Origin of the sequence: Mycobacterium sp. E802 (genome assembly GCF_001666875.1) — a bacterium.
GTDB lineage: Bacteria > Actinomycetota > Actinomycetes > Mycobacteriales > Mycobacteriaceae > Mycobacterium.
This window is the reverse complement of sequence record NZ_LZJD01000108.1, coordinates 1-24,689: the sequence shown is the minus strand read 5'-3', so window position 1 is coordinate 24,689 and position 24,689 is coordinate 1. Positions and strand designations below refer to the sequence as shown.

Genomic DNA, 24,689 nt, shown 5'->3' with positions numbered 1-24,689 from the left:
TGCGGGTTTGCTGCTCGACACGCCGTCAACTGTCGGCATTTTGCGCACCCTGGCAGCGCGTCACGAATCGATCTGCCACACCCTCGGCCAGTCCTTGCCCCGCAGCGCGGCGTCGATGCCACCGTCGACGAAGATGACCGACCCGACAAAGTAGCCCGCCTCGGGCCCCAGCAGGAACGCCACCAGCGCGGCTACCTCTTCGGGCCGTCCGCCGCGTCCGGCGGGAATGGTCTTGAGGAATTGCTCCATCCCGGCACCGGTCAGCGGGTCCGTGCGACCCTCCTGGGTCATCGGGGTGTCGATGAGACCGGGCGCGATCGCGTTGAGCCGGATGCCCTCAGCGACGTACTCCGCGGACTTTGTGCGCGCGTAGTACGCCAGCGCGGCCTTGGTTGCCGGATACGCCTGCAGCGCTGCGTAATCGCCGTAGGTGGCGGCGACGGCGTTGGCGCGGGCCTCATCGCCGGCCAGACAGGCCTCGGCCAGTTCGGCCGGCCAATTCGGCTGGGTGGTGGTCGAATTCGAGCTGATCAGCACCACCGATGCGGTCTCGGCTCGGGCCAGCAGTGGCCGAAGCCCTTCCAGCAGCTCGATCGCGCCGAAGTAATTGACGGCGATCAGCAGATCCGCCGGCCGGCCGGTGGCGGCGGCCAATCCGGCGAAGGGGACAAAACCGTCGAGGCCCGCGGCGGCCAGCTCGGTGACCTTCGCGATCGCCTCGGCTCGCCCGTCTGCGGTGCTCAAATCCGCGTTCACATCGGCATCACGCAGGTCCACGCCGATCACCCGGTGCCCGTCGGATTCCAGTCGCGTTTTGGTGGCGGCACCGATGCCGGAGGCGCTGCCGGTCAGAACGTAGGTAGCCACGATGTCGACGATAGCTGTCCGGCGCCGTGCACCGGTGGGCCTTCAGGCCTCCGTCAACACCGCCAGCAGACGCCGTGCGGCGGCGACCCGGTCGGCGGCCGGGCCCGAGAGCGTGTCGAGCGCACACTCGGGATCAGCGGGCGGTCCCATGTGCCCGCAGCCGCGCGGACAGTCGGCGATGGATTCGGCCAGATCCGAGAACGCCAGCAACACATCGTCGGGTTCGATGTGGGCCAGCCCGAACGACCGGATCCCGGGCGTGTCGATCACCCACCCCTGGCCGTCGAGCGGCAGCGCGACCGACTGGGTGGAGGTGTGCTTACCCTTGCCCACCCCGGAAACCTCACCGGTAGCCCGGTCTGCCTCGGGGACAAGACGATTGACGAGCGTGGATTTGCCGACGCCGGAGTGCCCGAGGAAGACCGTGACCTGATCGGTCAGCAGGGGGGCCACGGCGTCGAGCGGATCTTCGCGGCCCGCGGTGACGATGGTCAGGTCCAGGTCCCGGAACTGCGCCGCGAACGGCTCGGGTGCGGCCAAATCGGATTTCGTCAGGCACAGCACGGGTTTCAGGCCGCCGGCATACGCGGCGATCAGCGCCCGTTCGACGAATCCGGTGCGTGGCGGCGGATCGGCCAGCGCCACCACGATCAGCAGCTGATCGGCATTGGCCACCACGACGCGCTCAGTCGGATCGGTGTCATCGGCGGTGCGGCGCAACACCGTTCGGCGTTCACCGCGGCGCACGATCCGGGCCAGGGTGTCCGGGCGGCCGGACAGGTCGCCGACGATGTCGACGTCGTCGCCGACCACGATCGGGGTGCGCCCCAGCTCACGGGCCCGCATCGCGACCACCCGGTGATGTGGGTCGCGATCGAGCGCGCAGCCCCAGCGGCCGCGGTCGACGGTCACCACCATCGCCGAACGGGCGTCGGCGTGGTCCGGGCGGATCTTGGTGCGCGGACGGGTACCGCGGCCCGGCCTGATCCGGACGTCGGACTCGTCGTAATCCCGCGCTCCCAAGGTGGCTTACTTCCCCCTTTTTTGTGGGCCAGCGGGCGGGTCGCCGGCCAGCATCTGCACCCACATCAGCGGGAAGTCGGGCAGTGTCTTGGCGGTGGTCTCGATGTTCTCCACGGCCACGCCGGGCACCCGCAGGCCGACGATCGCCCCGGCGGTGGCCATCCGGTGATCGGCGTAGGACCGCCAGGTGCCCCCGTGTAGCGGCCGGGCGGTGATCACCAGCCCGTCGTCGGTTTCGGCACAGTCACCGCCGAGACCGTTGATCTCGGCCGTCAGGGCTGCCAGCCGGTCGGTCTCGTGCCCACGCAGATGCGCGATGCCTCGCAACCGCGAAGTGGCGCCTTCGCGCGCCAACGCGGCCAACGCGGCCACCGTCGGCGCCAGTTCACCCACATCATGAAGGTCGGCGTCAAATCCGTCATAGCCATCTGCGCCGGTGACCTCGAGATATGAATCACGCTGTTGGACAGTCGAATTCACCTTTGTCAACAGGTCGAGGATGGTGTCGGCCGGTTGGATGCTGGCCGCGGGCCAACCGGCGATCCGCACGGTGCCGGCAGTGACGATCGCGGCGGCCAGGAACGGTGTGGAGTTGGACAGGTCCGGCTCGATACTCCATTGCCGTGCGGCGACCGGTCCGGGGGACACCCGCCAGCGGTTGGGGGCAGAATCGTCGACCTGCACGCCGGCGTCGCGCAACATCGCGACCGTCATCGCCACGTGCGGAGCCGAGGGCACCGACGATCCGGTGTGCACGATGGTCAGCCCGTCGCTGAACGTGGCGCCCGCCAGCAACAACCCGGAAACGAACTGCGAGGAGCCCGACGCGTCGATCTCGACGGTGCCGCCGGACACGGTGCCACGGCCGCGCACCACGAACGGCAATCCGTCGCCGTCCACGTCGACACCCAGCCCACGCAACCCGTCGAGCAGCGGTGCAATCGGCCGGGCCCGGGCCTGCTCGTCACCGTCGAACGTGACCGATGCGGTGCTCAGCGCCGCCACCGGCGGCACGAACCGCAACACCGTGCCGGCCAGCCCGCAGTCCACCCGCGCATCGGCAGCAGGGTCGATGCGGCCGGCGACGGTCAGCTCGGTTGGGTCGTCCGCGGCTTCCTGAACCGTGACGCCCAGCGTGCGGACCGCGTCGATCATCAGATCGGTATCGCGGCTGCGCAGTGCATTGCTGATCGTGGAGGGCCCCTGCGCGGTGGCCAACGCGGCCAGCACGAGCGCGCGGTTGGTCAGCGACTTCGAACCGGGCACCGTCACCGTCGCGTCGACCGGGGCCGTCGCCGACGGAGCCGGCCAGTGCGTCATCTGCTCCTCACGTCCGCTCACGAGCTATATCCTGCCTTGTCCGCGGATTCTGCAACCATGGGCACTATGTGTGGACGTTTCGCGGTGACCACCGATCCGGCGCTGTTGGCGCAGAAGATCCAGGCAATCGACGAGTCGGCATCGAGCGCGGGCGACAAGGACCTGCCGGGTGCCAACTACAGTGCTGGTCCTAACTACAACGTGGCTCCGACGACGACCATCACCAGCGTCGTCAAACGACACACCGAACCCGAGGACTCCTCGACGCGCCGGGTCCGCTCGATGCGCTGGGGCTTGATCCCGCCGTGGGTGAATACCGGCGAGGACGGCAACCCGGACACCAAGGGGCCGTTGCTGATCAACGCGCGTGCCGACAAGGTCACCAGCTCGCCGGCATTTCGTAACTCCGCCAAGAACAAACGCTGCCTGATCCCGATGGACGGCTGGTACGAGTGGCGGCCCAACCCGGACGCAGGCAAGAAAGCCAAGACGCCGTTCTACATGTACGGCGCCGACGGTGAGCTGCTGTTCATGGCGGGGCTATGGACCACCTGGCGTCCGCAAGGCGCGCCGAAAGACGCGCCGCCACTGCTCAGCTGCACCATCATCACCACCGACGCGGCCGGACCGCTGGGCGAGATCCACGACCGGATGCCGCTGACCATCAGCGCGCCCGACTGGGACCGTTGGTTGGATCCCGACGCCCCGATCGACGAGGGGCTGCTGCGTGGGCACGGCGACCTCGATCGGATCGCCGTGCGGGAGGTGTCGCGTCTGGTCAACAATGTCCGCAACAACGGCCCGGAGCTCATCGAGCCGGCCGAGCCCGAGGAGATGGGACTGTTTTGAGCGGGATCGTCGGAAGCGTCGACCTTGGCCTTGTCGACGCGATCGGTGCCGATCTGCGGTCGGCCGGCTACACCACCGATGGGGTCGCCGACCTTCTCGGCGACGCCGGGACCGCGCTGGACCGCGGGGTGTGGTGGCCGGTCCTGCGGGTCACGCACGCGGCCCCGGCCGAGCTGCGGCGACTGGCCGTGTTGGTGCGGCTGTTGCTGCTCGGCACCGCGGAGCCGGCCGAACTGGTGGGTGCGGCGTTCCCGTCTTCCAGCCTGACGGCGTTGGTCGACGCCGGTGTGCTCGAGTTCGCCGGCGACAACATCCGGTCCGTTCTGGACATCCGCCCGCACAGCGACGGAACCCGCGATTTCTATGTGGTGTCCGACCAGGACGCCGCGCTGCGGCGGGGGCCACTGCGTCACGATCATGTGCTCGGCATCGGCGGTGCGTCGATCTCCCTGGCCCGGGCCGTCACGCGCAACCCCGTCGGTCGGGCGCTGGATCTCGGTACCGGATGCGGCATCCAGGCGTTGCACTTGAATGCCCATTGCGACGAGATCGTCGCAACCGACACCAACGAGCGCGCGTTGGCGCTGGCGGCGATGACCGCTCGGCTGAGCGGTATGTCGTGGGACCTGCGGTGCGGCAACATGTTCGAGCCGGTGGCCGGTGAACGGTTCGACCTGATCGTCTCGAATCCGCCGTTCGTGGTCGGCTCGGGTGCCCGCGATTACATCTACCGGGATTCCGGGTTGGCCGGAGATGCGTTGTGCCAGAGCCTGATCGAGCAAATCGGCGGATATTTGAATCCGGGCGGCACCGCGCACATCATGGCGAACTGGATCGTGCGGGAGGGTCCAGAAGGCACTGGAGGCACGGGCACCGACTGGCGCGACCGCGTCCGCGGCTGGCTGGCCGGCACCGGCCTGCACGCCTGGGTGGTGCAACGCGAGCTGGCCGATCCGCTGAGCTATGTGTCGCTGTGGCTGGCCGACGCCGGGGAAGACCTCGACCGCCAGGCCGACCGCGGCGGGCAATGGCTCGACTGGTTCAGCGAGGAAGGTATCACCGGCGTCGGCATGGGCATGATCTCGTTACGGGTTCCGCGCGCCGGGGAAGCGCCGGAGCAGATCCTCGAAGAGATCACCGGGGCCGACGAGGCGCTCACCGGATCTGAGGTGGACGCGTTCTTCGCCCGTCGCGCCTACCTTCGGGGCACCGGCGACGACGCGCTCCTGGCTGCCCGATTGTCCACGGCGCCGGTCTTTCTCGAAGAACAGTCGCTGCCCGGGCCCAACGGCTGGCAACAGGTCGGTGCGGCCGTGCGCCGACCCGGTGGGCCGGCCGCGGTCATCGGGGTGGACGAGGTGATGCGGGCCCTGCTGGCCGGGTGCCGCGGTGAAGTGCCGTTGGGCACGCTCATCGAACTGCTGGCTGCCCACCATGGGGTGGATACCGACGCCTTGGCGCAGGCGGCGCTGCCGGAGGTCCGAGAGGCGATCGGACGCGGAATCCTCTATCAGGCAGAGTGAGTGCGCGTTGCGGTGGCGATCAGGTAGGGGCTGCTGAACGACACCTGGCCGGTGTGGTCGGCGTGCGCGGTGAGCGCAGCCTCGAAGGCGGCGAGCAACTGCCGGCGCTGGTCCGGGCTGATTCGGCCCAATAGGTCGACGTGCATGGGGGATTCGTGCTCGAGGAAGTACATCGCGTCCGTGACCGAGCCGAACGTCCAGGTGTAGCGGGCGGTGTCGATGTCGATGTCGGTGAAGGCCCGGGACAGCCGATCGCGCACCGTATCGCTGTCGCCCCATTGATCGGGGGAGTGGCTCAACCCTTGTGGCGCGCCGAGCGTTTCGAGGATCGGGGTGGAGAACGGGCTGCCCACAGAATCGCGCACCCACGCCGAGAAGCCGAATATCCCACCGGGTTTCAGCACGCGGGCAACCTCGTCGACGAGTCGTACCGGCTCGACGAAGATGATGCCCATGTTCGACACCACTGCGTCGAACGTCGAGGCGGAAAGACCGGTGTCGGCGGCGTCGGCCACCACCCACTGGACGGCGCCGGCACCCGGTCGGCTCATCGCGACCTCGATCAGATCGGCAGTGAGGTCCACACCGGTGACCCGCGCTCCGGCGGCCGCGGCGGCCAGTGCGGCGTTGCCGGTCCCGCACGCCAGGTCGAGTACGGCGGCGTCGCGGATGGGTCGGCGCCTGTCGGCAGCGGCGACGACTTCTGCCGCGATGGTCGCGATGCGCTCGGCGACGCATTCGTAGCGGCCGGTGGACCAGTCCGTGGGCTGAGGATCGGGCATGCCGACGAGCCTAATGGGGTAGCCGGATACCTGATCATCTGAGCACCAGTGGGTCAATGCTGAGAGGATGACCGAATCACCTGCCAAAGCGATGAAGTGCCGGGGCGCTGTGCTGCGCGGGGTCGGCGCGGACTGGGAGATCGAAGAGATCACGCTCGACCCGCCCCATGAGGGCGAGGTACTGGTCAGGATGGCGGTGGCCGGAATCTGCCACTCCGACGACCATTTCTCGACCGGTGACATGACCCCTCCGCCGGAGTTGATCGCGATGTACGAGGGGATGGGCATACCTGTCCCGGACTATTTCCCGCTGCTGGGTGGACATGAGGGCTCCGGTGTGGTCGAAGAGGTCGGACCGGGGGTGCGGTCGGTGCAGCCGGGCGATCATGTCGGGCTGTCGTTCATCGCGGCGTGCGGCGCGTGCCGCTGGTGTGTGTCGGGCATGACGTATCTGTGCGACAACGGGGCGATGATGCTGGCCAAGGAGATGGTCACCGACAACACCGTGCGCCGTCACCTCGGCGACGAAGACCTGCTGGCTTTCGGCCAGCTCGGTACCTTCGCCGAATACGCTGTGCTGTCCGAGCATTCGGTGATCAAGCTCGATGATTCGGTTCCCCTGGAGGCCGCCTCACTGCTGTCGTGCGGAGTGACGACAGGGTGGGGTTCGGGAACCGTCGGCGTCGGAACACAACCCGGTGACACCGTCGTGATCGTCGGCACGGGCGGAGTGGGGGTCAACGCGGTCCAGGGGGCCCGTGCGGCCGGTGCCAATCTGGTGATAGCGGTGGATCCCGTCGATTTCAAACGGGATACCGCCAAGTTCTTCGGCGCGACCGACACCTGCCCGTCGATGGAAGCGGCGTTTCCACTGGTGCAGGAACTGACCCGCGGGGTGATGGCCGACCGGGTGGTGCTCACGCCGAGCGTCGTACGCGCCGAGATGGTGGCACCGGCCCTGATGTTGACGCGCAAGGGCGGTACCTGTCTGATGACCGGCGTCCCCAAGATCGAGATCAGCTTGGTGCCGATGGTGCTGGCCGACATGCTGCAGAACTGCAAGACCTTCAAGGGCTTGCTGTATGGCGGCATGAATCCCCGCGCGAGTATGCCGATGCTGTTGGACATGTACCGCAACGGCCATCTCAAACTCGACGAACTGGTATCGAAGCGGTACCGCCTCGATCAGATCAACGACGGGATTTCCGACATGCGGGAAGGCCGCAACATTCGCGGTGTCATCGAGTTCGCGTAGCGCCTAGGGGCCGGTGTAGCCGGGCGGGTTGGGGGTGTCGACCCACAGGTCCACGCCGAGGTCGCCGCCTGGCGTGCAGTTGTAGACAGACAGGTCGGTGACGCCGTTGTCGACCAGCACGTCCTCGCACAGCAGGCTCTGCCCGGTGAACTCACGCGCGGGTTTGTTGAAGATCGTGTACGCCGCGTCGGCGTAGACCTCGGGGCGGCGGGCCTTGGCCATCGCCTCGTCACCGCCGAGCAGGTTCTGCACCGCCGCGGTGGCCACCAGGGTGCGTGGCCACAACGTGTTGGAGGCGATGCCGGCCTCACGCATCTCTTCGGCGATACCCAACGCGCACAATGTCATTCCGAACTTCGCCATCATGTACGCGGTCGGCTTGAGCCACTGCGACTCCAGCCGGATCGGCGGGGACAAGGTCAAGATGTGCGGATTCTCGCGGCCTTTCATGTGCGGGATGCAGGCCTGGGACACCGCATAGGTGCCTCGGATCTGGATGCCGTTCATCAGGTCGAACCGCTTGAGCGGAACCTCCTCGATCGAGCCGAGGTTGATCGCCGAGGCGTTGTTGACGCAGAGGTCGATGCCACCGAACTGCTCGACGGCCTTGGCCACTGCGGCAGCCACCGAGTCACCGTCGCGGACGTCACCGACGATGGGCAGCGCCTGCCCGCCCGCCTCCTCAATTTCCTTGGCCGCGGTGTAGACCGTGCCCTCGAGTTTGGGGTGCGGCTCGGCCGTCTTGGCTACCAGCGCGATGTTGGCGCCGTCGGCGGCGGCCCGCTTGGCGATCGCCAGGCCGATACCGCGGCTGGCGCCGGAGATGAACATGGTCTTCCCGGACATTGTCATGAAGACACGATAGGCCGATCGAGTTGTCGTGAAATCGACGGTTCCGGGCTGTGCCAGAGGGACGATGGGGGACGTCGTCACCGAACCGCACCACACCTGGAGGAGAACCATGAGCGCCGTTCCTGCCGGAACTGTCCTGACCTGTGCACACGAAGGCTGTGGGTGCCGGATCCGCGTCGAGTCGGAGTGTCACTGCAAAAGGCCCGAGACCAGCTACAAGTGCACCTGCGGCGCCGACATGGTGCCCGTCACCGAATAGGCACTGGATACGTCAGCCCGCGGCGTTGGGCAGCAGCGGCGGGCAGTTGCCCGCCGGGTCGGCGACCAGCTCGAAATGCCACAGCTCGTTGGCGTAGATCTGGCAGAGCCCGAAGCGCGCGCCGTTGGCGATCAGCCACTGGTCGGCCTGCGGCCCGCCGACGTCGACCGCCTCGCCGGTGACATGCCGGGATGCGGTCGGGGTCTGCACGTACTGGCGGGCGGCGGCCAGGCTGCCATAGGTCTGCACCGCCTGATCGAGCAGCGACTGCTGGAATGCGGCCGACCGCCACCCCGAGTTGATCGTCATGGTCACGCCGTCGGCGGCCGCGGCATTTGCGGCGTTCTGGATGGCGGCCAGCAGCCGCGGTTCCAACCGGCCGATCGCCGGGTGCTGCACGTCGAACGGCGTCAGGACCTGCCCGTCGGCCAGTGACCCGTCACCCTGGGTCATCGGGACGGTGTCGTCGGCCAGGCGGATCTGCGGCGCCGGCGCCGACGTGCCGAACATGACAGTTAGCGCGGCCACGGCGGCGACACTTGAGGCCACCGTCGTCCCCACCGTCATCGGCATCACCGGCCCCACATTACTGTGGTCGCCCAGTTGCCAGCGATTCCAAAGCCTCCAGCAACTCGATCTGTCTGCTTGGGATCAGACGGCGATTTCGGCGGTCACCGCGCCGGTGGTCCGGATCAGGTCGTCCGGGGCCAGCGCGATGTCCCAGCCTCGTTTACCGGCACTGCACAGCACCGTGTCGAACTGCAGGGCAGAAGCGTCGACGACCGTGGGCAGCGGCTTGCGCTGCCCCAGCGGTGAGATGCCGCCCACCACGTATCCGGTCGAGCGCTGCGCGGCCGCCGGATCGGCCATCTCGGCCTTGGGCACTCCCAGCGCCGCGGCCGCGGCCTTGAGCGACAGTTTGGTCGGCACCGGCAACACCGCCACTGCCAGCCCCTTGGGCAGCGCGATGATCAACGTCTTGAACACCTGTTCGGCGACGAAGCCGTCGGCAGCCAGTTCGGCGACCGCCTCGGCGCCGAAGGAATCGTTGCGGGGGTCGTGGCGGTACTGCACGACGCGATGGTCGATGTCCGCGGCGACCAGGGCGGCGATGGCCGGGGTTGCTGCGCGCGCCATCGGCACAGGGTAGCCGGGCATGCCGGGAACACAGCAGCACGTGCCCGCTGTTATTGCTCTCGACACCTGCTCAGCGCTACTTGTCGGTAGCACGCTCTAGGATCGTGAGGAGGATTCTGGTGCCAACCGTATGCCTGGAACGGCCGGCGGATACCCGGTGGTATTCCGGACGCCTTGGTGGCGCCGCGACAGAAGGGAAGGTGTTTCCCACGATGACTGACGTCGAGCAGGCCGAGCCTGACGCGCCGCAGCCTCCCGCCGAGACCGATGCCGAGCTGACCGCGCGCTTCGAGCGCGATGCCATCCCATTGCTGGACCAGCTCTACGGTGGCGCACTCCGCATGACCCGCAACCCCGCTGATGCCGAGGACCTGCTGCAGGAGACGATGGTCAAGGCCTATGCCGGGTTCCGGTCGTTCCGCGAGGGCACCAACCTCAAGGCGTGGCTGTACCGCATCCTGACCAACACCTACATCAACAGCTACCGCAAGAAGCAGCGCCAACCCGCCGAGTACCCCACCGACGAGATCACGGACTGGCAGCTGGCTGCCAATGCCGAACATTCGTCGACGGGGTTGCGCTCGGCTGAGGTGGAGGCGCTCGAAGCGCTGCCCGACACCGAGATCAAGGCGGCGCTGCAGGCGCTGCCCGAGGAGTTCCGGATGGCGGTGTACTACGCCGACGTCGAGGGCTTCCCCTACAAGGAGATCGCCGAGATCATGGATACTCCGATCGGGACGGTGATGTCCCGTCTGCACCGCGGGCGCAAGCAGTTGCGTGACCTGTTGGCCGACGTGGCCAGGGATCGTGGCTTCATCCGAGGTCAGCAACTTGGTGAACCGGAGGAGGTCTCCTCATGAGTGACGGCCGCGAGTCGATGGACCACGAGCGCTGGACCCCGCCGATCGGTCCGGTCGATCCAGAACACCCGGACTGCGCTGCGGTGATCGCCGAGGTGTGGACGCTCCTCGACGGTGAATGCACCCCCGAAAGCCGCGACAAGCTCAAGCACCACCTCGAAGAATGCCCGGCGTGCCTGCGGCACTATGGGGTCGAGGAGCGGGTCAAGCGCCTGATCGCGAACAAGTGCAGTGGTGAGAAGGCCCCGGAGGGGTTGCGCGAGCGCCTGCGCATCCAGATCAGCCAGACCACGATCATTCGGGGCTGACCAGGCGCTCAGCCTGCCTGGCCCGACGACAAACCGCCCGATCTCCGAAGAGGAGTCGGGCGGTCACAGTCTGCCGAAGCGGCTAGCGCACTGACTTCGAACCGGCGTTGGGACGCTTGCCGTGGTTCGCCTTCGAGTGCTTGCGGTCCCGCTTCTTGCGGCCACGCTTGGCCATGATGTTCCTCCAGATGGTGTAAGAGCTTGCTCCCTAGTGTCTCATGGCCTGGGGGCAGCGTTGTCCACCCGGGGTTGTGGTTCGATATAGGCCGCAGAAGTAGTCGGGTTAGCAGCCGGAAGTGGGGTGAAGATGGCCGAGGACGTTCGCGCAGAAATCGTGGCCAGTGTGCTCGAGGTCGTGGTTCACGAGGGCGATCAGATCGGTGCGGGGGACACCCTGGTGCTGCTCGAATCGATGAAGATGGAGATTCCGGTGCTCGCCGAGGTGGCGGGAACCGTCACCAAGGTCAACGTCGCCGAGGGCGATGTGATCCAGGCCGGCGATCTCATTGCGGTGATCGACTGACGGGGAGCGTTCTCGCTCTCCGTGCCGCGGAAAGAAGTTGACTGATGTCCACCCTCGGTGACCTCCTCGCCGAGCACACGGTGCTGCCCGGCAGCGCCGTGGACCACCTGCACGCGGTGGTGGGGGAGTGGCAACTGTTGGCCGATCTGTCGTTCGCCGATTATCTGATGTGGGTGCGCCGTGATGACGGCGTGCTGGTGTGCGTCGCGCAGGTGCGGCCCAACACCGCGCCCACCGTGCTGCTTGCCGACTCGGTCGGCACCCTGGCCGCCGCCGGAGATCTCCCCGTCGTCACCACAGCCTTCGAGTCAGGCGTGATCGGTCGGGGAAGTGGTGGGACGCAACGACATTCGCCGGATCTGCCCGGTCTGAACGTGGAAGCGGTACCCGTGCGACACCGCGATCATGTGGTCGCGGTTCTGACGCACCAGACCGCACTGGCGGCCCGCCCGATGGCCAGCCCGCTCGAAGGCGCGTATCTGGATTGCGCCAGCGATCTGTTGCAGATGTTGTCCGAAGGCACTTTCCCCAATGTGGGCGACTTGGCGATGTCACGTTCTAGTCCGCGGGCGGGTGATGGGTTCATCCGCCTCGACGAGGTCGGTGATGTGGTGTTCGCCAGTCCCAACGCGATTTCGGCGTATCACCGCATGGGCCTGGCCTCGGAGCTCGACGGACACAACCTGGTTGCCGTCACCCGTCCGTTGATCTCAGACCCGTTCGAGGCCCAGGAACTGGCCAACCACGTGCGCGACTCGCTGGCCGGCGGCTCGAGCATGCGGATGGAGGTCGACGCGGGTGGTGCGGCGGTGTTGTTGCGGACCCTGCCGTTGGTCGTGCACGGCGCCTCTGCCGGTGCTGCGGTCCTGATTCGCGACGTCACCGAGGTCAAACGACGCGACCGTGCCTTGCTGAGCAAGGACGCCACCATCCGCGAGATCCATCACCGGGTGAAGAACAACCTGCAGACCGTGGCGGCCCTGCTGCGGCTGCAGGCGCGCCGGACCAACAACCTGGAGGCCCGCGAGGCCTTGATCGAGTCAGTGCGACGGGTGTCCTCGATCGCACTCGTGCACGACGCGTTGTCCATGTCGGTCGACGAGGAAGTCAACCTCGACGAGGTGATCGACCGGATCCTGCCGATCATGAACGACGTCGCTTCAGTGGACACCCCGATTCGGATCAACCGTGAGGGTGCTCTCGGCGTCCTTGATGCCGACCGGGCCACCGCGCTGATCATGGTCATCACCGAACTGGTGCAGAACGCCATCGAGCACGCCTTCGACGTCGACACCCAACAGGGTTGCGTGACGATCCGGGCTGAACGGTCGGCCCGCTGGCTCGATGTCGTGGTGCACGACGACGGGTGCGGGCTGCCCGACGGGTTCAGCCTGGAGAAGTCGGACCGGCTGGGTCTGCAGATCGTCCGGACGCTGGTGACCGCGGAACTGGACGGGTCGTTGGGCATGCATGACGTCGATTCAGGAGGAACCGACGTGGTGCTGCGAGTGCCGATCGGACGGCGCAGCCGCGGCATCCAGTGAGTTCTCGGGTGTGTCGCACGGGGCTTGCGTGACGTGCTGCCGAAGCGAGTGGCGTTCTGCCCGCTTATCAGCGACTTTTCAGCGACAATCGCCGCATCAGCCTCTGTGGCACCGTTGATCACACCGCCGCTCACTACTTCTGTCCCCCAGAGCCCAACAGCCTCATCTGCCACGGATTTCGGCTTGTCCAGCTGTCAGCGACGGAGTCGCTGGCAGTCGGGCACTGGACAGGTGAGGTCCATGGGGTCAGAGATGCTGGAATGTCAAAAGGGGTCGGCGCCAATGGGTTTGGTGAGGCTGGAGTTGCCTGTGAGGCGATTGTCGCTCGATTGTCGCGCAAAGCCGGGCACATCGGACACCGCGGCGAAATCGGGGACGATCACCGATCTGTCCCAGACTCGAGCGCCACGGCACCGTTCCCAGCACCTCCACAGTGGGACATCAGTACCACTGAAGGAATTGCATGCCCGCGAAATGTGAAATGTGACGACAATTACGCAATTTGCTGTCGATAAAGGCCCGAAAAATAAGCCATGGCCCCGACTTTCGTCAGGGCCATAGCTTTGCGTCGAGGTCTGCTGAATCAGACTCCGGTGCGGGCCTTGGTGCGGGCATTGCGACGCTTGAGGGCGCGACGCTCGTCCTCGCTCATTCCGCCCCAGACGCCGGCGTCCTGGCCGGAGTCCAAGGCCCAGGTGAGGCACTCGGTGGTGACCGGACAACGGTTGCAAACCAGCTTGGCATCAGCGATCTGAGCGAGCGCCGGGCCACTGTTTCCCACGGGGAAGAACAGCTCCGGATCTTCGTCGCGACAGACGGCCTTGTGGCGCCAATCCATAAGATCAAACTCCTCGTAGACATGTATGTGTGCGCGGCGAAGCGCACCAGATTTTCTTCGGCTGTTAACGCGTGCACACGAATGTTTCTGCACTGTTGCATTGATGCTTTCACAGCCTGAACAGATGTCAATAGTGTTCAGTTAACACGTGGGCAACGTCACTGCCGGGGCCGGTTCCTGGACCCCTCACTCCTGTGTACTACACTCAGATCCAGCTGCGCCCTAATTCCACCATAAGCGGTGTGTTTGCGCAGGTCAATCAGTTTTAATCGGCGGAGCGACGACGCTCAACGCCTCCGGTACCGACGTGAACGTCATGATTTCACGCGGGCCGATGTAATCCCCGTCAATCTGGCACGCGACAGGCGTGTCACTCGTCACGGTGACCGACGACACGTCGTCTTCCCGGATCAGATGCTTGGCCGCCAGGCGCGGGTTGCGGGACACCATCTGCCGTACCAGGCGCAGATTTGACCAGATGTTCATGCTCGTCGTGGCGAACACTCCCAAGCCGCTGTCGAACGTCGTATCCGGGTTGGTCCACACCGGGCGGCTGTTGGCGTAGGTCCAGGGACTGGAGTTCGACACGAACGCGAAGTGCACCCCGGACACCGGCTCGGCACCCGGTAACTGCACCGTCAGGGATGGGTCCTTACGGGCGCTGGCCAGAAATTCCCGCACGGCCACCCGGATGTAGCGCGACGCGGTGACCTTGCGTCCTTTGGCGCGTTGGGCCTCCACGGCGGCCACCACATCGCCGTCGACACCCATGCCCGCGGTGAACACGCCCCAACGCTCGCCGCAGTCCATCAAGCCGATCCGGCGCCACGGCCGGCCCAACCGGTAGCCGCCGAGCAGGTCGACAAGTTGGTTGGTGGCCTCGATGGGGTCGGGGCTGATGCCGAGCGCCCGGGCGAAGACGTTGGCCGAACCTCCGGGCACCACGGCAACTGCGGGTGCCAAAGCGGCATCGGGGCGGGATCCGCAATCGCCCAACACGCCGTTGACCACCTCGTTCACCGTGCCATCACCACCGTGCACGATCAGCACATCGACGCCGTCACGGGCCGCCTCACGGCCGATCTCGATCGCGTGACCTCGGTGATTGGTGTGTTCGACGGTCAGCGTCACCCGGCTTTCGAGCGCATGGGCCAGCAGGTCACGACCGGCCGGTGTGGTCGAGGTGGCGTTCGGGTTGACGATCAGCACGGCACGCACGGGGCATGAGCCTAACCGGGCAAGGTGTACGGCCGTTATTCGTGGATTTCGCCGTCCAGGTAGCGCCACTGACCCTCGACACGCTCGAACCGGCTGCGTTCGTGCAGGATGTGCCGCTTCCCGTCATGGACGTACTGGGCACGGAACTCGACCACACCGACAGTGTCTTCGTGGCCGCCGGCGTCGGTGTCGACGATCTGCAGCCGACGCCAGGTGATGGTCTCGTCGATGTCCAGCTCGTCGGGACGGGTGTCGGGATGCCAGGAAGCCAACAGGTAAGCGTCGTCACCAACAGCGAATGCGCTGAACCGTGACCGCATGAGCGCGACGGCCGTGGGAGCCGGGGCGCCGGAGTGCAGCGGTCCGCAGCAGTCGGGGTAGGCGCGGCCGGTACCGCACGGGCAGGGGTGGTCGGTCACGGGGCCAAGTATCCCGGTCTGTCCACGCGTCGTCCTACCCGCCGAGATCGACGTGAGGGTGGTGAATCTCGCCGAATCGCAACCCTGACGTCGATCTCGACGGCGCGAGGGCCCGGTACCGTACAGACGTGACTGCACGCTCGGACAAGCCCTGTTTACTGCTCGTCAACGGGCCGAACCTCAACCTGCTCGGCACCCGCCAGCCCGAGATCTACGGCTCGACCACGCTGGCTCAGATCGAGCAGCAGGTGGCCGAGACCGCTGCCGGGTTCGGATTTGAGATCCGAGCGGTGCAGAGCAACCACGAGGGTGCGCTGGTCGATGCCATCCAGGCGGCCCGCGAGGACTGCGTCGGCATCATCATCAACCCCGCGGCGTACAGCCACACCTCGGTGGCGATCCGCGACGCACTCAGCGCCGTCGAGTTGCCTGTGGTCGAGGTGCATCTGAGCAACATCCACACCCGTGAACCGTTCCGGCATCACTCCTACGTGTCGGCCGTCGCGCAGGTGGTGATCGCCGGTGCCGGCCCGGCCGGCTATGAGTACGCGGTGCGCTACCTGGCGGAGCGGCTGTCGTGATCCAGCCGCCTTCGATCCGTTACGCGGGTTTCCTGACCGCCGCCGAAGGGGTGGCCGCGCTGATCATGGCGGTCGTCTTGCTGGTGCGAGCGGTGGCTGGTGCCGACCAGCACATCGTCTCCGGATACGGCACCGCGATCTGGTTCCTGCTCATCGGTGGAGGTGTCCTGGCCGGTGGCTGGGCGCTGATCACGGCGCGACGCTGGGGCCGGGGCATCGCCGTGCTGACCAATCTGCTGCTGCTGCCGGTGGCCTGGTACGTGATCACCTCACACCACGTCGTCTACGGCATCCTGGTCGGACTGCTCGCCCTGGTGACCCTGGGGCTGCTGTTCAGCCCGTCCTCGGTGGACTGGATCACCCGGCGGAGTTAGACGCCGCGGTCTCGTCGGCCAGCGCCGTCAGCTCAGCGCCCGAAACCCGATAGGTGGTCCACTCGGTCTGCGGTGTGCCTCCGACGGCGTCGTACAGCGCGATCGCGTTGACGTTCCAGTTCAACACTGCCCAACTGAGCCGGCTGTAACCCTGCTGCACGCACTCGGCGGCCAACGTGGACAACAACTTGCGGGCCAGTCCACGCCGCCGAAAGGCCGGGCGCACATAAAGATCCTCCAGGTACACCCCGGCGACCCCGTCCCACGTGGAGAAGTTCAGGAACCACACCGCAGTCGCGGCGACCTGGCCGTCAACTTCCACCAGGTGCGCGTACGCCACCGGCCGGTCTCCGAAAAGGGCTGTGTGCATTTGCTTCACGGTCACAGTGCACTCATCGGAGGCTTGCTCGAACTCGGCCAGTTCGCGGATCATCGCGGTGATCTCGACCTCATCACCCGGGCGTGCCCGGCGGATCAGCTCGCTCATGTCGCCCCCAGTCCGGTCAGGATTGTCTTGAATTTGGTGGTGGTCTCGTCGACTTCGTCGTCTGGATCGGATTCGGCGACGATACCGCCGCCGGCGCTCGCCAATGCCGTGCACCGGTCCGCGGACAACACCGCGCAGCGGATCGACACCACCCAGCGTCCGTCACCGCTGCTGTCGCACCAGCCGACGGCGCCCGCATAGAACCCGCGGTCGCCCTCCAGTTCACCGATCAGCGCCGCTGCGGCGTCGGTGGGTACTCCGCCGACCGCCGGGGTCGGATGCAGCGCCAACGCCAGATCGATTGCAGTAGTGTGCTTTTCGCGAAGGCGGCCAACAACCGGCGTGCTCAGGTGCCACAACGCGTCGGTGCCGTGCAGTTCTGGCTCGTGCGCGATCTGCAGGTCCACACACAGCGGACTCAGTGCCTGACGCATCATGTCGACCACCAGTTGATGCTCGTGGCGGTTCTTCGCCGAGGCGGCCAGCGCCGCAGCGTTTGCCTTGTCGATCTCCGGATCGGGCGACCGCGGCGCCGACCCGGCGAACGGCTGACAGATCACCATCTCTCCCTCGCGGGCGACCAGCAACTCGGGGCTGGCGCCGACCAGGACGGTGCCGGCGTGCGTCGCCCCGGCCGGGGACAGGTCGGCCAGGTAGACCGTAGCCGCCGGGTCCGCGGCGGCCAGCCTGCGCAACACGCTGTGAATGTCCCACGGGGACTCGGCGGTCAACCGCAGGGCACGGGCCAGCACCACCTTGTCGATCGGGTTCTGCGGATCGCGCAGTCGACGGATCGCCTCGGCCACCCGCTCGCGGTGCACCGGCCCCGGCGGCAGGGTTTCGCGGTCGCGCACCGTCGGCGGTGGGCCGGTCGGCTGACTCGGCAGGGAATCGGTGAATCGGACTATTTCGGGTTCGTGCAGTGCGACCGGTGATGTCAGGTCAAACGGCAAGGCGCCCAGCACAATTGGCGTTCCCGAACGCAGTGCGGCCTGAGCTTCGGCGATGTCGGCGAATCCGGTTCGGATTCCTTCGGCCAGTACGGCACCGGCCGGCCCGGCCATCACGAACGACGGGTTCACTGCGACAGACACGGGTTGGGATGACCGGTCAGGCCGAGCGCGGTGATCTGACGCACGCCATGCTCGAAACCGCAGACCGCAAGGGAAGCCGGCACCATCGACACCCGGATGCCTTCGGCAACCGGAAGTTCGGTCCACCGGGTCAACATCGCGCGGGAGAAATGCCCGTGCCCGACGAACACCACATCTCGGCCGGGCAGGTGCTCCAAGGCCAGCGCCACCGCCCGGTCGGCACGGGCGCTGACTTGCGTCAGGCTCTCTCCGCCGGGGCAACCATGGGTCCAGACCAGCCAGTCCGGCACGGTCTGACGGATCTGTGCAGTCGTCAGACCCTCGTAGTCACCGTAATCCCACTCCGACAGCACGGGGTTGACCTCGTCGACGTGCAAGCCGGCCAGTTCGGCGGTGACGAGTGCACGTGTGCGCGGGCTGCTGACCACCAGCGGATCGCTCAACTGCAGTTCGGCGAGCGCCGGGCGGACGAGGGCGGCTTGTTCGCGTCCGGTTTCGGTGAGTTCCAACTCCGTGCGGCCGGTGTGCCTACCGGTCGCCGACCATTCGGTTTCGCCGTGGCGAAGCAGGATCAGGCGGTGCAGGCGGTCGCTCACACCGGCGATTCTGCCGCACGTCACGGCAATGGCGTCGAGAGCGTGCTTGGATGAAGGTGTGACTCGAGTATTAGCGGTCGCCAATCAAAAGGGTGGGGTAGCCAAGACGACGACGGTGGCATCGCTGGGCGCGGCGATGGCCGAGCAGGGGCGACGGGTGCTGCTGGTCGATCTGGATCCGCAAGGTTGTCTGACGTTTTCGTTGGGTCACGACCCCGACAAACTGCCGGTGTCCGTTCACGAGGTGTTGCTCGGCGACGTCGAACCGGGGGCGGCTCTGGTCGAGACGGCCGAGGGGATGACGCTGCTGCCGGCCAACATCGACCTGGCCGGTTCCGAGGCCATGCTGTTGATGCGGGCCGGCCGGGAGTATGCGCTCAAACGCGCCCTGGCCAAGGTGGAATCCGATTTCGACGTGGTGATCATCGACTGCCCGCCGTCGCTGGGTGTGCTGACGCTCAACGGCCTCACGGCCGCCCATGAGGTGATCGTGCCGTTGCAGTGCGAAACCTTGGCCCACCGCGGCGTCGGGCAGTTCCTGCGCACGATCTCCGACGTCCAGCAGATCACCAATCCCGAGCTGACCCTGCTGGGGGCGTTGCCGACGCTCTACGATTCGCGCACCACACACAGCCGGGACGTGCTGCTCGATGTCGCCGACCGGTACGAGCTGCCGGTGTTGGCCCCGCCGATTCCGCGGACGGTCCGGTTCGCCGAGGCGAGCGCGTCAGGGTGCTCGGTGTTGGCCGGCCGTAAGAGCAAGGGTGGACTGGCGTACCGCGAGTTGGCCCAGGCGCTGCTCAAACACTGGAAGTCCGGCAAGAAGCTGCCCACCTTCACCCCAGAGGTGGGGTAGAGCCGGTCATGGTTTCGGTGTTGCGGGCGGCCACGGCCACCGACCAGGGCCCCGTGCGTGAGAGCAACCAGGACGCGGTCCTGGCCGACGGCATTCTGTACGCGGTTGCCGACGGCTTCGGACCCGAAGGTGAGCACGCCAGCCGGATTGCCGTCGACACGCTGGCCGCCGCATTCGCTGCGGCCCCGGACCGCGACGGGTTGATCGGCGCCGTGCAGCAGGCCAACGATCAGGTGTTCGCCCATGTCAGCGCGTCGGGGACGAGTTCGGGTGCCACGTTGACGTTGGTCGCGATCTTCGGCGACGAGCAAGGGGGACCGCTGGCCATCAACATCGGGGACTCACCGCTGAACCGCATTCGTGACGGGGTGATGCGCCAGCTCAACGACGATCACAGTGTGGCGGGGGAGTTGGTGCGGTCTGGCGAGATCACCCGCGAGGAGGCACGGTTTCACCCGCACCGGCATCTGCTGACCCGGGCGCTGGGGATCGGCCCGGTCATTCGGCCCGATCTGTTCGATCTCGACTGCCGTGCCGGCGACCGGCTGCTGATCAGCAGCGACGGCCTGTTCGCCGGTGCAGAGGACGCGGACGTGGTCGCCGCGGCCGGCACCGACGTCGAACCCGAGGATGCGGCGTGGCGGCTCGTTCAGGTCGCCAACGATGCCGGGGGCAGCGACAACACCACCGTGATCGTCATCGACATCGGCTGATTTCAGGCAAGAACCTTCACGCGCAGGCCTATCCGGCGCCCAGCGCCACCAGTTGCGTCCCGCGTTGCTCCAGCACTGTGTCTCCGGCCACCGCCGGAATTACCGGCGAGACGCTGGGCGTGCGCGGCAGCGCGATGTGACGTATCCCCGCCCCGTTCTGCTGATCGAAGACGTCGTAGCCATCGTTGACCGGCACCAGTAGTTGCCCGGCCATCACGGTGGCGGGGCCGACGGGCAGATGGTGGCCCGACTCGTCCTGGGTGGGCGTCACAGTGAACTTGTACTGCAGGCCGCTTCCTCCGGTGGTGCTGAACACCATTACCGAATCACCGGTCCACCAGGTGATCAGGTCGCCGGCACGAGTGGCGGCCGACTGTGGTGCGGCCGGTTTGGCCAGCGGCAGGCTGGCCAACGTCTTTCCGGTTTCGTCGATGACATTGACCATCGGCCGGGGCACCGGCAGATACACCGCCGTCGTGGTGCCCGACACCGCGATCACCTGGGCTCCCGACTCATCGGTGATGTCCTGCAGATCGACGTAGCGCACCTCGGGGGTGTCCTCTTCGTCGGCCGGCCGCAGCAGGGTGAGCCGGATGAACTTGCTCTTCGGGCAGGATTCCAGCACCGACACCGCCGATGAACTCGCCGCCGCCGACAACTGCCGGCACACCGGTGAGGCCGGGACGTCGGGCTTGATGCGCGCGTCCAGGGCGCCGTACGAGAGCATCCGCACCATGTCCGACCGCCACAGCTCCAGACGGCTGTCCCCGGCCGCGAGCACGGTCGTTCCGTCCGTGGACAGCTTCACCTCGGGATCGGCGTAGGCCGTGCGTGCGGGCCCGCGTCGCCCCGTCTTGCCATCGATCGTGCTGGCCTGCCCGCAACCGCGGACATCGGGGTACACCGCGACCGCGTACTGGTACACCGAGGTGACCCCGCAGAGTTCCAGATCGCGGGCATAGCTCCACAGCACTGCGCCGCTGACCGGGTCGCGGCCCGCGACGGTGGAACCCTCACCGGTCACCACCGATCCACCGGCGAGCACGGGCTGGGTGGTCTTCGGACTGTCGGCGACCCACAGCTGTTGCAGCCCGGCGGGCACCTCGCGGGCCGGCGTCAGATACGGCACGGGTTCTGCCGCGGGCCGGCTGACGGTGGCGCGGGCATCACTGGTCCACCAGATCAGGCCCGCCACCACCGTGACGATCGCGACGATGGCCAGCGCGGCGGCGATGTCGCCGCGGGTGCGGCGTTCGGGTTTGACCACTGACCGGTCTTGTCTGGCGGTCAGCCGGCCGTTGCCGTCTCGGTCTTGCGGGGACGGCGCCGACGGCGGCGACGCCCGGTGTGCGATGCCTCGCCTGCGGTGTCGTCCGATTCGGTCACCGGCGCGGCCTCGGGGGAATCGGCCGGTGCCGGGGCGCCTTCGGGATGCCCGCTGACCGACTGGCCACCGCGGGTACGCCGGCGGGTACGCGTCCTGGTCTTGGCCGGCCGGTCTGCCGAATCGGCCGAAGAAATGCGCTTCTCGTCGCTGCTGCGTTTGGCGGCGGACTTCCGCGGCGACCCGATGGTGCCGGTCGCGTCGGCCGGAATGTTCAGCTCTTCGTAGATGTGCGGTGAGCTGGAATAGGTTTCGGCCGGATCGGGGCAACCGAGCTCCAGCGCCTTGTCGATTGTTTCCCAGCGGGTCAGCTCGTCCCAGTCGACCAGGGTGATGGCGACGCCGGTCTTGCCGGCGCGGCCCGTGCGCCCGATGCGGTGCACGTAGGCCTGCTCGTCTTCGGGGCACTGGTAGTTGATGACGTGCGTGACGTCGTCGATATCAATGCCGCGCGCGGCCACGTCGGTGGCGACCAACACGTCGACGGCCCCGGTGCGGAACGACTTCAGCGCCTTCTCTCGCGCGCCCTGTCCTAGGTCGCCGTGCACTGCGCCGACCTTGAACCCGCGCTCGGCGAGTTCGTCGGACACCTTCTGCGCAGTGCGCTTGGTCCGGGTGAAGATCATCGTGGCGCCGCGGCCCTCGGCCTGCAGGATCCGGCTAACCAACTCCGACTTGTCCAAGGCGTGAGCTCGGTAGACGAACTGCTCGGTGGTGTCATGGGTGGCTGCCGAGTGCGGGGCCTCGGCCCGAATGTGGGTGGGCTGGTTCATGAACGTGCGGGCCAGCGTGATGATCGGGTCGGGCATGGTGGCCGAGAACAGCATCGACTGCCGGTCGTCGGGAGTCAGCCGCAGGATGCGCTCGATGTCCGGCAGGAAGCCGAGGTCCAGCATCTCGTCGGCCTCGTCGAGCACCAGCACCGACAGCCCGCCCAATTGCAGGTGGCCCTGCTGGGCCAGGTCGAGCAGCCGGCCCGGGGTGCCGACGACGACGTCGACGCCCTTGCGCAGTGCCTCGATCTGAGGTTCGTAGGGGCGGCCGCCGTAGATAGAGGTGACGGAGAACTTGCGGTCACCGGCGGTGAGGTATTTCGAGGCGCCGGCCAGATCGTCATAGACCTGCAGGCACAGCTCGCGGGTGGGAACCACGATCAGGGCCCGCGGTGTGCCGTTGAGCGGGCGGGACTCGTCGCTGGAGACCCGATGCAGCAGCGGGACGCCGAACGCGTAGGTCTTGCCCATGCCGGTGCGGGCCTGACCGATCAGGTCGTCGCCCGCCAGTGCCAGGGGCAGGGTCAGTTCTTGGATGGCAAAGGGGTGCTGAATGCCGTTCTCGCTGAGTGCGCGGACGATTTCGTCGCGGACGCCGAGTTCGGCAAATGTCTTGTTTACATGCGTCATGGTGAGTAGAGGTGGCCTTTCACTGTCAAACCTCATGGGCATCCAGCGCACACGGAGTTTGACGGTGAAACGGTCGGGTTCGCCCGGGATGACGTCTGCATCCGTCGGCGCTGCCGATCCGCTGGGCCCAGCTCCACAGGGCGGGCCAACTGCGTGCACGCACATTTCCTGGTAGCGGCTCAGGCGCTGAAAGAGTCGGCTCGAAGCCGTTACCGTCTCCCATTGTAGCTGGTCGCGTGAGCTGAGCCCATTTGCCAGCTGCTCGTGGGGTCCCGGTGACGTCTAGAGTTGGCGTCATGAATTCGCCTCAGCCTGCCGCGCAAAAGATCGTCGAATCGGTCGATTCGGGCGTGACGGCGGATCATCCTGGCGTCAACGAGTTGTTCGCGGTGCTGGCCTACGGCGAGGTCGCCGCGTTCTACCGGCTCACCGACGAGGCGCGGATGGCTCCCAATCTGCGCGGCCGGATCAACATGGCGAGCATGGCCGCCGCGGAGATAGGTCACTATGAATTGTTGCGGGATGCCTTGGAGCGCAGGGGAGTTGACGTCGTCCCCGCGATGACGAAGTACGCCTCGGTGTTGGAGAACTACCACCGGATGACCACTCCGAGCAACTGGCTGGAGGCGTTGGTCAAGACCTACATCGGTGACGCGCTGGCGGCGGATTTCTATCTGGAGATCGCCGACGCACTGCCCGAAGAGGTGTCCGCGGTGGTGCGCGCGGTGCTGGCCGAGACGGGGCATTCCCAGTTCGTCGTGGCCGAGGTGCGCGCGGCCGTGACCGCCAGCGATCGGCAGCGCCACCGGTTGGCGCTGTGGGCACGGCGGCTGCTCGGCGAGGCGGTCACGCAGGCGCAGTACGTGCTGGCCGATCACGACGAACTCGTCGACTTGGTGATGTCGAGCGGTGAAGGTCTGACCCAGTTGGCGGAGTTCTTCGGCCGGCTGCAGAACACCCACCAGTCCCGAATGCAGGAACTGGGCCTGGCGTAATACCCGCCAAGCCCAGTCGTACCTGCGTGCTTCTTACTGCGTGCAGGTGGTGATCATCGTGTTGTTGGCCTGCTGGATCAGAACGGCACCCGATGCGTCGGTGATCGAGCAGTTGAGCTGGCCCGCCACGCTGGTCGCGGTCACGGACTTGAGCTGGACTCCAGGGTTGAGCACCACGGTCTTGGTCCAGGGCAGCGCGACGTTGATGTCGGTCTGCAGTGCGCCCTGCGCATCGGTGTAGACGATGGTCACGAGGTCGATGAGCTGCCGGTTGCCGGTCACGCGATAGGTGATGGTGTTCGGGTTCACGGCGGCCGCGGGCGGCGCGGCCTCGACCGGCGGGGCCACCGGCTCGGGCGCCACGGTCGCACTGGGCGTCGGGGTCACCGTGGTCACGGTCTCCGGCGACAGCGGTGCGGTGGGCGCCGCGCGCGGCGGGACCGGGGTGGACGTGGCGTCCTGCGCCGGTGCGGTGGTCTGCGTGGGAGCTGCCGACGGGGTCAGGCTCGCCGAGACGGAACCGCTGTCGCCGCCACCCAGGATCACCGAGGTGCAGACCACCGCCACCACGAGCACGACCCCGGCCACCGCGGCCACCCAGATCCAGCGCCGGTCGAGCGGTTCCTCGT

Annotated in this window: 30 protein-coding genes; 13 read left to right on the top strand and 17 right to left on the bottom strand. The window is 67.0% G+C overall.

Annotated elements, in window-relative coordinates:
* Positions 1 to 60 precede the first annotated feature (60 nt).
* Genes A5699_RS15995 through aroA form a run of 3 tightly spaced genes read right to left on the bottom strand, consistent with a single transcriptional unit; the run spans position 61 to position 3,210 of the window.
* Entirely contained in the window at positions 61 to 867 is an 807-nt protein-coding gene (locus A5699_RS15995; RefSeq protein ID WP_067770910.1) for an SDR family oxidoreductase, read from the bottom strand.
* A 42-nt stretch (positions 868 to 909) separates the two neighbouring features.
* Entirely contained in the window at positions 910 to 1,890 is a 981-nt protein-coding gene (gene rsgA / locus A5699_RS15990; RefSeq protein ID WP_067770908.1) for a ribosome small subunit-dependent GTPase A, read from the bottom strand.
* Between the two features lie 6 nt (positions 1,891 to 1,896).
* Entirely contained in the window at positions 1,897 to 3,210 is a 1,314-nt protein-coding gene (gene aroA, locus A5699_RS15985) for a 3-phosphoshikimate 1-carboxyvinyltransferase (RefSeq protein WP_067771005.1), read from the bottom strand.
* 66 nt (positions 3,211 to 3,276) lie between these two features.
* On the opposite strand from aroA, the gene A5699_RS15980 reads away from it, so the two are divergent.
* Together A5699_RS15980 and A5699_RS15975 are read left to right on the top strand one after the other, a co-directional pair.
* A complete protein-coding gene (locus A5699_RS15980; RefSeq protein WP_197508303.1) occupies positions 3,277 to 4,059 on the top strand; it encodes an SOS response-associated peptidase in 783 nt (260 codons plus the stop codon).
* Complete coding sequence (locus A5699_RS15975) at positions 4,056 to 5,582, top strand: methyltransferase (protein ID WP_369806704.1); 1,527 nt, start codon at positions 4,056 to 4,058, stop codon at positions 5,580 to 5,582. Before A5699_RS15980 ends, A5699_RS15975 begins: the two co-directional genes overlap by 4 nt.
* Here the strand turns inward: A5699_RS15975 and A5699_RS15970 are convergent.
* Positions 5,570 to 6,364 carry a class I SAM-dependent methyltransferase gene (locus A5699_RS15970; RefSeq protein ID WP_067770904.1) on the bottom strand — a complete coding sequence of 265 codons (795 nt, stop codon included), beginning with the start codon at positions 6,362 to 6,364 and terminating at the stop codon, positions 5,570 to 5,572. The two genes, A5699_RS15975 and A5699_RS15970, sit on opposite strands and share 13 nt — an antisense overlap.
* A 91-nt stretch (positions 6,365 to 6,455) precedes the next feature.
* On the opposite strand from A5699_RS15970, the gene A5699_RS15965 reads away from it, so the two are divergent.
* Complete coding sequence (locus tag A5699_RS15965; RefSeq protein WP_082957743.1) at positions 6,456 to 7,619, top strand: NDMA-dependent alcohol dehydrogenase; 1,164 nt, start codon at positions 6,456 to 6,458, stop codon at positions 7,617 to 7,619.
* Between the two features lie 3 nt (positions 7,620 to 7,622).
* Here the strand turns inward: A5699_RS15965 and A5699_RS15960 are convergent, their stop codons facing one another.
* Entirely contained in the window at positions 7,623 to 8,471 is an 849-nt protein-coding gene (locus A5699_RS15960; RefSeq protein ID WP_067770901.1) for an NAD(P)-dependent oxidoreductase, read from the bottom strand.
* Between the two features lie 109 nt (positions 8,472 to 8,580).
* Between A5699_RS15960 and A5699_RS29955 the strand changes: the two genes are divergently transcribed.
* The gene (locus A5699_RS29955) at positions 8,581 to 8,730 is read left to right on the top strand and encodes a metallothionein (protein WP_082957742.1); all 150 of its coding nucleotides are present in this window, start codon (positions 8,581 to 8,583) and stop codon (positions 8,728 to 8,730) included.
* Positions 8,731 to 8,742: 12 nt separating this feature from the next.
* Here A5699_RS29955 and A5699_RS15955 read toward each other — a convergent pair whose 3' ends face one another.
* Positions 8,743 to 9,303, bottom strand: coding sequence for a M15 family metallopeptidase (locus A5699_RS15955; RefSeq protein ID WP_157561291.1), 561 nt, complete (start codon positions 9,301 to 9,303; stop codon positions 8,743 to 8,745).
* 78 nt (positions 9,304 to 9,381) lie between these two features.
* Entirely contained in the window at positions 9,382 to 9,867 is a 486-nt protein-coding gene (ybaK, locus tag A5699_RS15950) for a Cys-tRNA(Pro) deacylase (RefSeq protein ID WP_067771000.1), read from the bottom strand.
* Between the two features lie 212 nt (positions 9,868 to 10,079).
* On the opposite strand from ybaK, the gene A5699_RS15945 reads away from it, so the two are divergent.
* Together A5699_RS15945 and rsrA are read left to right on the top strand one after the other, a co-directional pair.
* Complete coding sequence (locus A5699_RS15945) at positions 10,080 to 10,727, top strand: sigma-70 family RNA polymerase sigma factor (protein ID WP_067770899.1); 648 nt, start codon at positions 10,080 to 10,082, stop codon at positions 10,725 to 10,727.
* Positions 10,724 to 11,035 (top strand): mycothiol system anti-sigma-R factor, encoded by a 312-nt coding sequence (gene rsrA, locus A5699_RS15940; protein WP_067770898.1) that lies wholly within the window; start codon positions 10,724 to 10,726, stop codon positions 11,033 to 11,035. The genes A5699_RS15945 and rsrA overlap by 4 nt, the downstream gene beginning before the upstream one ends.
* Positions 11,036 to 11,117: 82 nt before the next feature.
* On the opposite strand, the gene A5699_RS30305 is transcribed toward rsrA, so the two are convergent.
* Positions 11,118 to 11,210 carry a 50S ribosomal protein bL37 gene (locus A5699_RS30305; RefSeq protein WP_003882799.1) on the bottom strand — a complete coding sequence of 31 codons (93 nt, stop codon included), beginning with the start codon at positions 11,208 to 11,210 and terminating at the stop codon, positions 11,118 to 11,120.
* Between the two features lie 132 nt (positions 11,211 to 11,342).
* Between A5699_RS30305 and A5699_RS15935 the strand changes: the two genes are divergently transcribed.
* Together A5699_RS15935 and A5699_RS15930 are read left to right on the top strand one after the other, a co-directional pair.
* Positions 11,343 to 11,558 carry a biotin/lipoyl-binding carrier protein gene (locus A5699_RS15935; RefSeq protein WP_003882798.1) on the top strand — a complete coding sequence of 72 codons (216 nt, stop codon included), beginning with the start codon at positions 11,343 to 11,345 and terminating at the stop codon, positions 11,556 to 11,558.
* A 44-nt stretch (positions 11,559 to 11,602) separates the two neighbouring features.
* On the top strand, positions 11,603 to 13,102 hold the full coding sequence (locus tag A5699_RS15930) for a sensor histidine kinase (RefSeq protein WP_067770896.1): 1,500 nt from the start codon (positions 11,603 to 11,605) through the stop codon (positions 13,100 to 13,102).
* Between the two features lie 583 nt (positions 13,103 to 13,685).
* On the opposite strand, the gene whiB1 is transcribed toward A5699_RS15930, so the two are convergent.
* The 3 genes from whiB1 to A5699_RS15915 all read right to left on the bottom strand — a co-directional run bounded on the left by whiB1 (position 13,686) and on the right by A5699_RS15915 (position 15,577).
* Positions 13,686 to 13,940 (bottom strand): transcriptional regulator WhiB1, encoded by a 255-nt coding sequence (gene whiB1, locus A5699_RS15925; RefSeq protein ID WP_003882795.1) that lies wholly within the window; start codon positions 13,938 to 13,940, stop codon positions 13,686 to 13,688.
* Between the two features lie 255 nt (positions 13,941 to 14,195).
* Complete coding sequence (locus A5699_RS15920; protein WP_067770895.1) at positions 14,196 to 15,158, bottom strand: diacylglycerol kinase family protein; 963 nt, start codon at positions 15,156 to 15,158, stop codon at positions 14,196 to 14,198.
* A 35-nt stretch (positions 15,159 to 15,193) separates the two neighbouring features.
* A complete protein-coding gene (locus A5699_RS15915) occupies positions 15,194 to 15,577 on the bottom strand; it encodes a YchJ family protein (protein ID WP_067770893.1) in 384 nt (127 codons plus the stop codon).
* Between the two features lie 128 nt (positions 15,578 to 15,705).
* Here A5699_RS15915 and aroQ point away from each other — a divergent pair, with 128 nt between their 5' ends.
* Together aroQ and A5699_RS15905 are read left to right on the top strand one after the other, a co-directional pair.
* Positions 15,706 to 16,158, top strand: coding sequence for a type II 3-dehydroquinate dehydratase (gene aroQ / locus A5699_RS15910; RefSeq protein ID WP_067770891.1), 453 nt, complete (start codon positions 15,706 to 15,708; stop codon positions 16,156 to 16,158).
* Complete coding sequence (locus A5699_RS15905; RefSeq protein ID WP_142253727.1) at positions 16,155 to 16,532, top strand: hypothetical protein; 378 nt, start codon at positions 16,155 to 16,157, stop codon at positions 16,530 to 16,532. The genes aroQ and A5699_RS15905 overlap by 4 nt, the downstream gene beginning before the upstream one ends.
* On the opposite strand, the gene A5699_RS15900 is transcribed toward A5699_RS15905, so the two are convergent.
* The 3 genes from A5699_RS15900 to A5699_RS15890 are packed head-to-tail and all read right to left on the bottom strand — an operon-like array spanning position 16,516 to position 18,709.
* Positions 16,516 to 17,019: a GNAT family N-acetyltransferase gene (locus A5699_RS15900; RefSeq protein WP_067770889.1), complete on the bottom strand. Its 504-nt coding sequence runs from the start codon at positions 17,017 to 17,019 to the stop codon at positions 16,516 to 16,518. The two genes, A5699_RS15905 and A5699_RS15900, sit on opposite strands and share 17 nt — an antisense overlap.
* Positions 17,016 to 18,083, bottom strand: a complete 1,068-nt coding sequence (locus tag A5699_RS15895; protein ID WP_067770998.1) for an isochorismate synthase MenF — start codon at positions 18,081 to 18,083, stop codon at positions 17,016 to 17,018. The genes A5699_RS15900 and A5699_RS15895 overlap by 4 nt, the downstream gene beginning before the upstream one ends.
* 14 nt (positions 18,084 to 18,097) lie before the next feature.
* Positions 18,098 to 18,709, bottom strand: a complete 612-nt coding sequence (locus A5699_RS15890; RefSeq protein ID WP_067770888.1) for an acid phosphatase — start codon at positions 18,707 to 18,709, stop codon at positions 18,098 to 18,100.
* Positions 18,710 to 18,737: 28 nt separating this feature from the next.
* Here A5699_RS15890 and A5699_RS15885 point away from each other — a divergent pair, with 28 nt between their 5' ends.
* Entirely contained in the window at positions 18,738 to 19,565 is an 828-nt protein-coding gene (locus tag A5699_RS15885; protein WP_082957737.1) for a ParA family protein, read from the top strand.
* Positions 19,566 to 19,573: 8 nt separating this feature from the next.
* The gene (locus A5699_RS15880; RefSeq protein ID WP_067770883.1) at positions 19,574 to 20,278 is read left to right on the top strand and encodes a PP2C family serine/threonine-protein phosphatase; all 705 of its coding nucleotides are present in this window, start codon (positions 19,574 to 19,576) and stop codon (positions 20,276 to 20,278) included.
* Positions 20,279 to 20,306: 28 nt separating this feature from the next.
* Here the strand turns inward: A5699_RS15880 and A5699_RS15875 are convergent, their stop codons facing one another.
* Together A5699_RS15875 and A5699_RS15870 are read right to left on the bottom strand one after the other, a co-directional pair.
* Complete coding sequence (locus A5699_RS15875; RefSeq protein WP_067770882.1) at positions 20,307 to 21,545, bottom strand: hypothetical protein; 1,239 nt, start codon at positions 21,543 to 21,545, stop codon at positions 20,307 to 20,309.
* Between the two features lie 20 nt (positions 21,546 to 21,565).
* The gene (locus tag A5699_RS15870; protein WP_067770880.1) at positions 21,566 to 23,065 is read right to left on the bottom strand and encodes a DEAD/DEAH box helicase; all 1,500 of its coding nucleotides are present in this window, start codon (positions 23,063 to 23,065) and stop codon (positions 21,566 to 21,568) included.
* A gap of 296 nt (positions 23,066 to 23,361) precedes the next feature.
* Here A5699_RS15870 and A5699_RS15865 point away from each other — a divergent pair, with 296 nt between their 5' ends.
* The gene (locus tag A5699_RS15865) at positions 23,362 to 24,060 is read left to right on the top strand and encodes a ferritin-like fold-containing protein (protein ID WP_067770879.1); all 699 of its coding nucleotides are present in this window, start codon (positions 23,362 to 23,364) and stop codon (positions 24,058 to 24,060) included.
* Between the two features lie 33 nt (positions 24,061 to 24,093).
* Here A5699_RS15865 and A5699_RS15860 read toward each other — a convergent pair.
* Positions 24,094 to 24,689, bottom strand: a 596-nt coding sequence (locus A5699_RS15860) for an MmpS family transport accessory protein (RefSeq protein ID WP_067770877.1), incomplete at its 5' end; no start/stop codon positions are given.

Coding starts and splice junctions, on each gene's coding strand:
- A5699_RS30305 (WP_003882799.1), bottom strand. CDS start 11,210: ATGGCCAAGCGTGGCCGCAAGAAGCGGGACCGCAAGCACTCGAAGGCG.
- A5699_RS15960 (WP_067770901.1), bottom strand. CDS start 8,471: ATGACAATGTCCGGGAAGACCATGTTCATCTCCGGCGCCAGCCGCGGT.
- aroA (WP_067771005.1), bottom strand. CDS start 3,210: ATGACGCACTGGCCGGCTCCGTCGGCGACGGCCCCGGTCGACGCGACG.
- A5699_RS15865 (WP_067770879.1), top strand. CDS start 23,362: ATGAATTCGCCTCAGCCTGCCGCGCAAAAGATCGTCGAATCGGTCGAT.
- A5699_RS15970 (WP_067770904.1), bottom strand. CDS start 6,364: ATGCCCGATCCTCAGCCCACGGACTGGTCCACCGGCCGCTACGAATGC.
- A5699_RS15870 (WP_067770880.1), bottom strand. CDS start 23,065: ATGACGCATGTAAACAAGACATTTGCCGAACTCGGCGTCCGCGACGAA.
- A5699_RS15945 (WP_067770899.1), top strand. CDS start 10,080: ATGACTGACGTCGAGCAGGCCGAGCCTGACGCGCCGCAGCCTCCCGCC.
- A5699_RS15880 (WP_067770883.1), top strand. CDS start 19,574: ATGGTTTCGGTGTTGCGGGCGGCCACGGCCACCGACCAGGGCCCCGTG.
- A5699_RS15895 (WP_067770998.1), bottom strand. CDS start 18,083: ATGGCCGGGCCGGCCGGTGCCGTACTGGCCGAAGGAATCCGAACCGGA.
- A5699_RS15955 (WP_157561291.1), bottom strand. CDS start 9,303: ATGCCGATGACGGTGGGGACGACGGTGGCCTCAAGTGTCGCCGCCGTG.
- A5699_RS15885 (WP_082957737.1), top strand. CDS start 18,738: ATGGCGTCGAGAGCGTGCTTGGATGAAGGTGTGACTCGAGTATTAGCG.
- A5699_RS29955 (WP_082957742.1), top strand. CDS start 8,581: ATGAGCGCCGTTCCTGCCGGAACTGTCCTGACCTGTGCACACGAAGGC.
- A5699_RS15965 (WP_082957743.1), top strand. CDS start 6,456: ATGAAGTGCCGGGGCGCTGTGCTGCGCGGGGTCGGCGCGGACTGGGAG.
- A5699_RS15935 (WP_003882798.1), top strand. CDS start 11,343: ATGGCCGAGGACGTTCGCGCAGAAATCGTGGCCAGTGTGCTCGAGGTC.
- ybaK (WP_067771000.1), bottom strand. CDS start 9,867: ATGGCGCGCGCAGCAACCCCGGCCATCGCCGCCCTGGTCGCCGCGGAC.
- A5699_RS15900 (WP_067770889.1), bottom strand. CDS start 17,019: ATGAGCGAGCTGATCCGCCGGGCACGCCCGGGTGATGAGGTCGAGATC.
- rsrA (WP_067770898.1), top strand. CDS start 10,724: ATGAGTGACGGCCGCGAGTCGATGGACCACGAGCGCTGGACCCCGCCG.
- A5699_RS15980 (WP_197508303.1), top strand. CDS start 3,277: ATGTGTGGACGTTTCGCGGTGACCACCGATCCGGCGCTGTTGGCGCAG.
- A5699_RS15930 (WP_067770896.1), top strand. CDS start 11,603: ATGTCCACCCTCGGTGACCTCCTCGCCGAGCACACGGTGCTGCCCGGC.
- whiB1 (WP_003882795.1), bottom strand. CDS start 13,940: ATGGATTGGCGCCACAAGGCCGTCTGTCGCGACGAAGATCCGGAGCTG.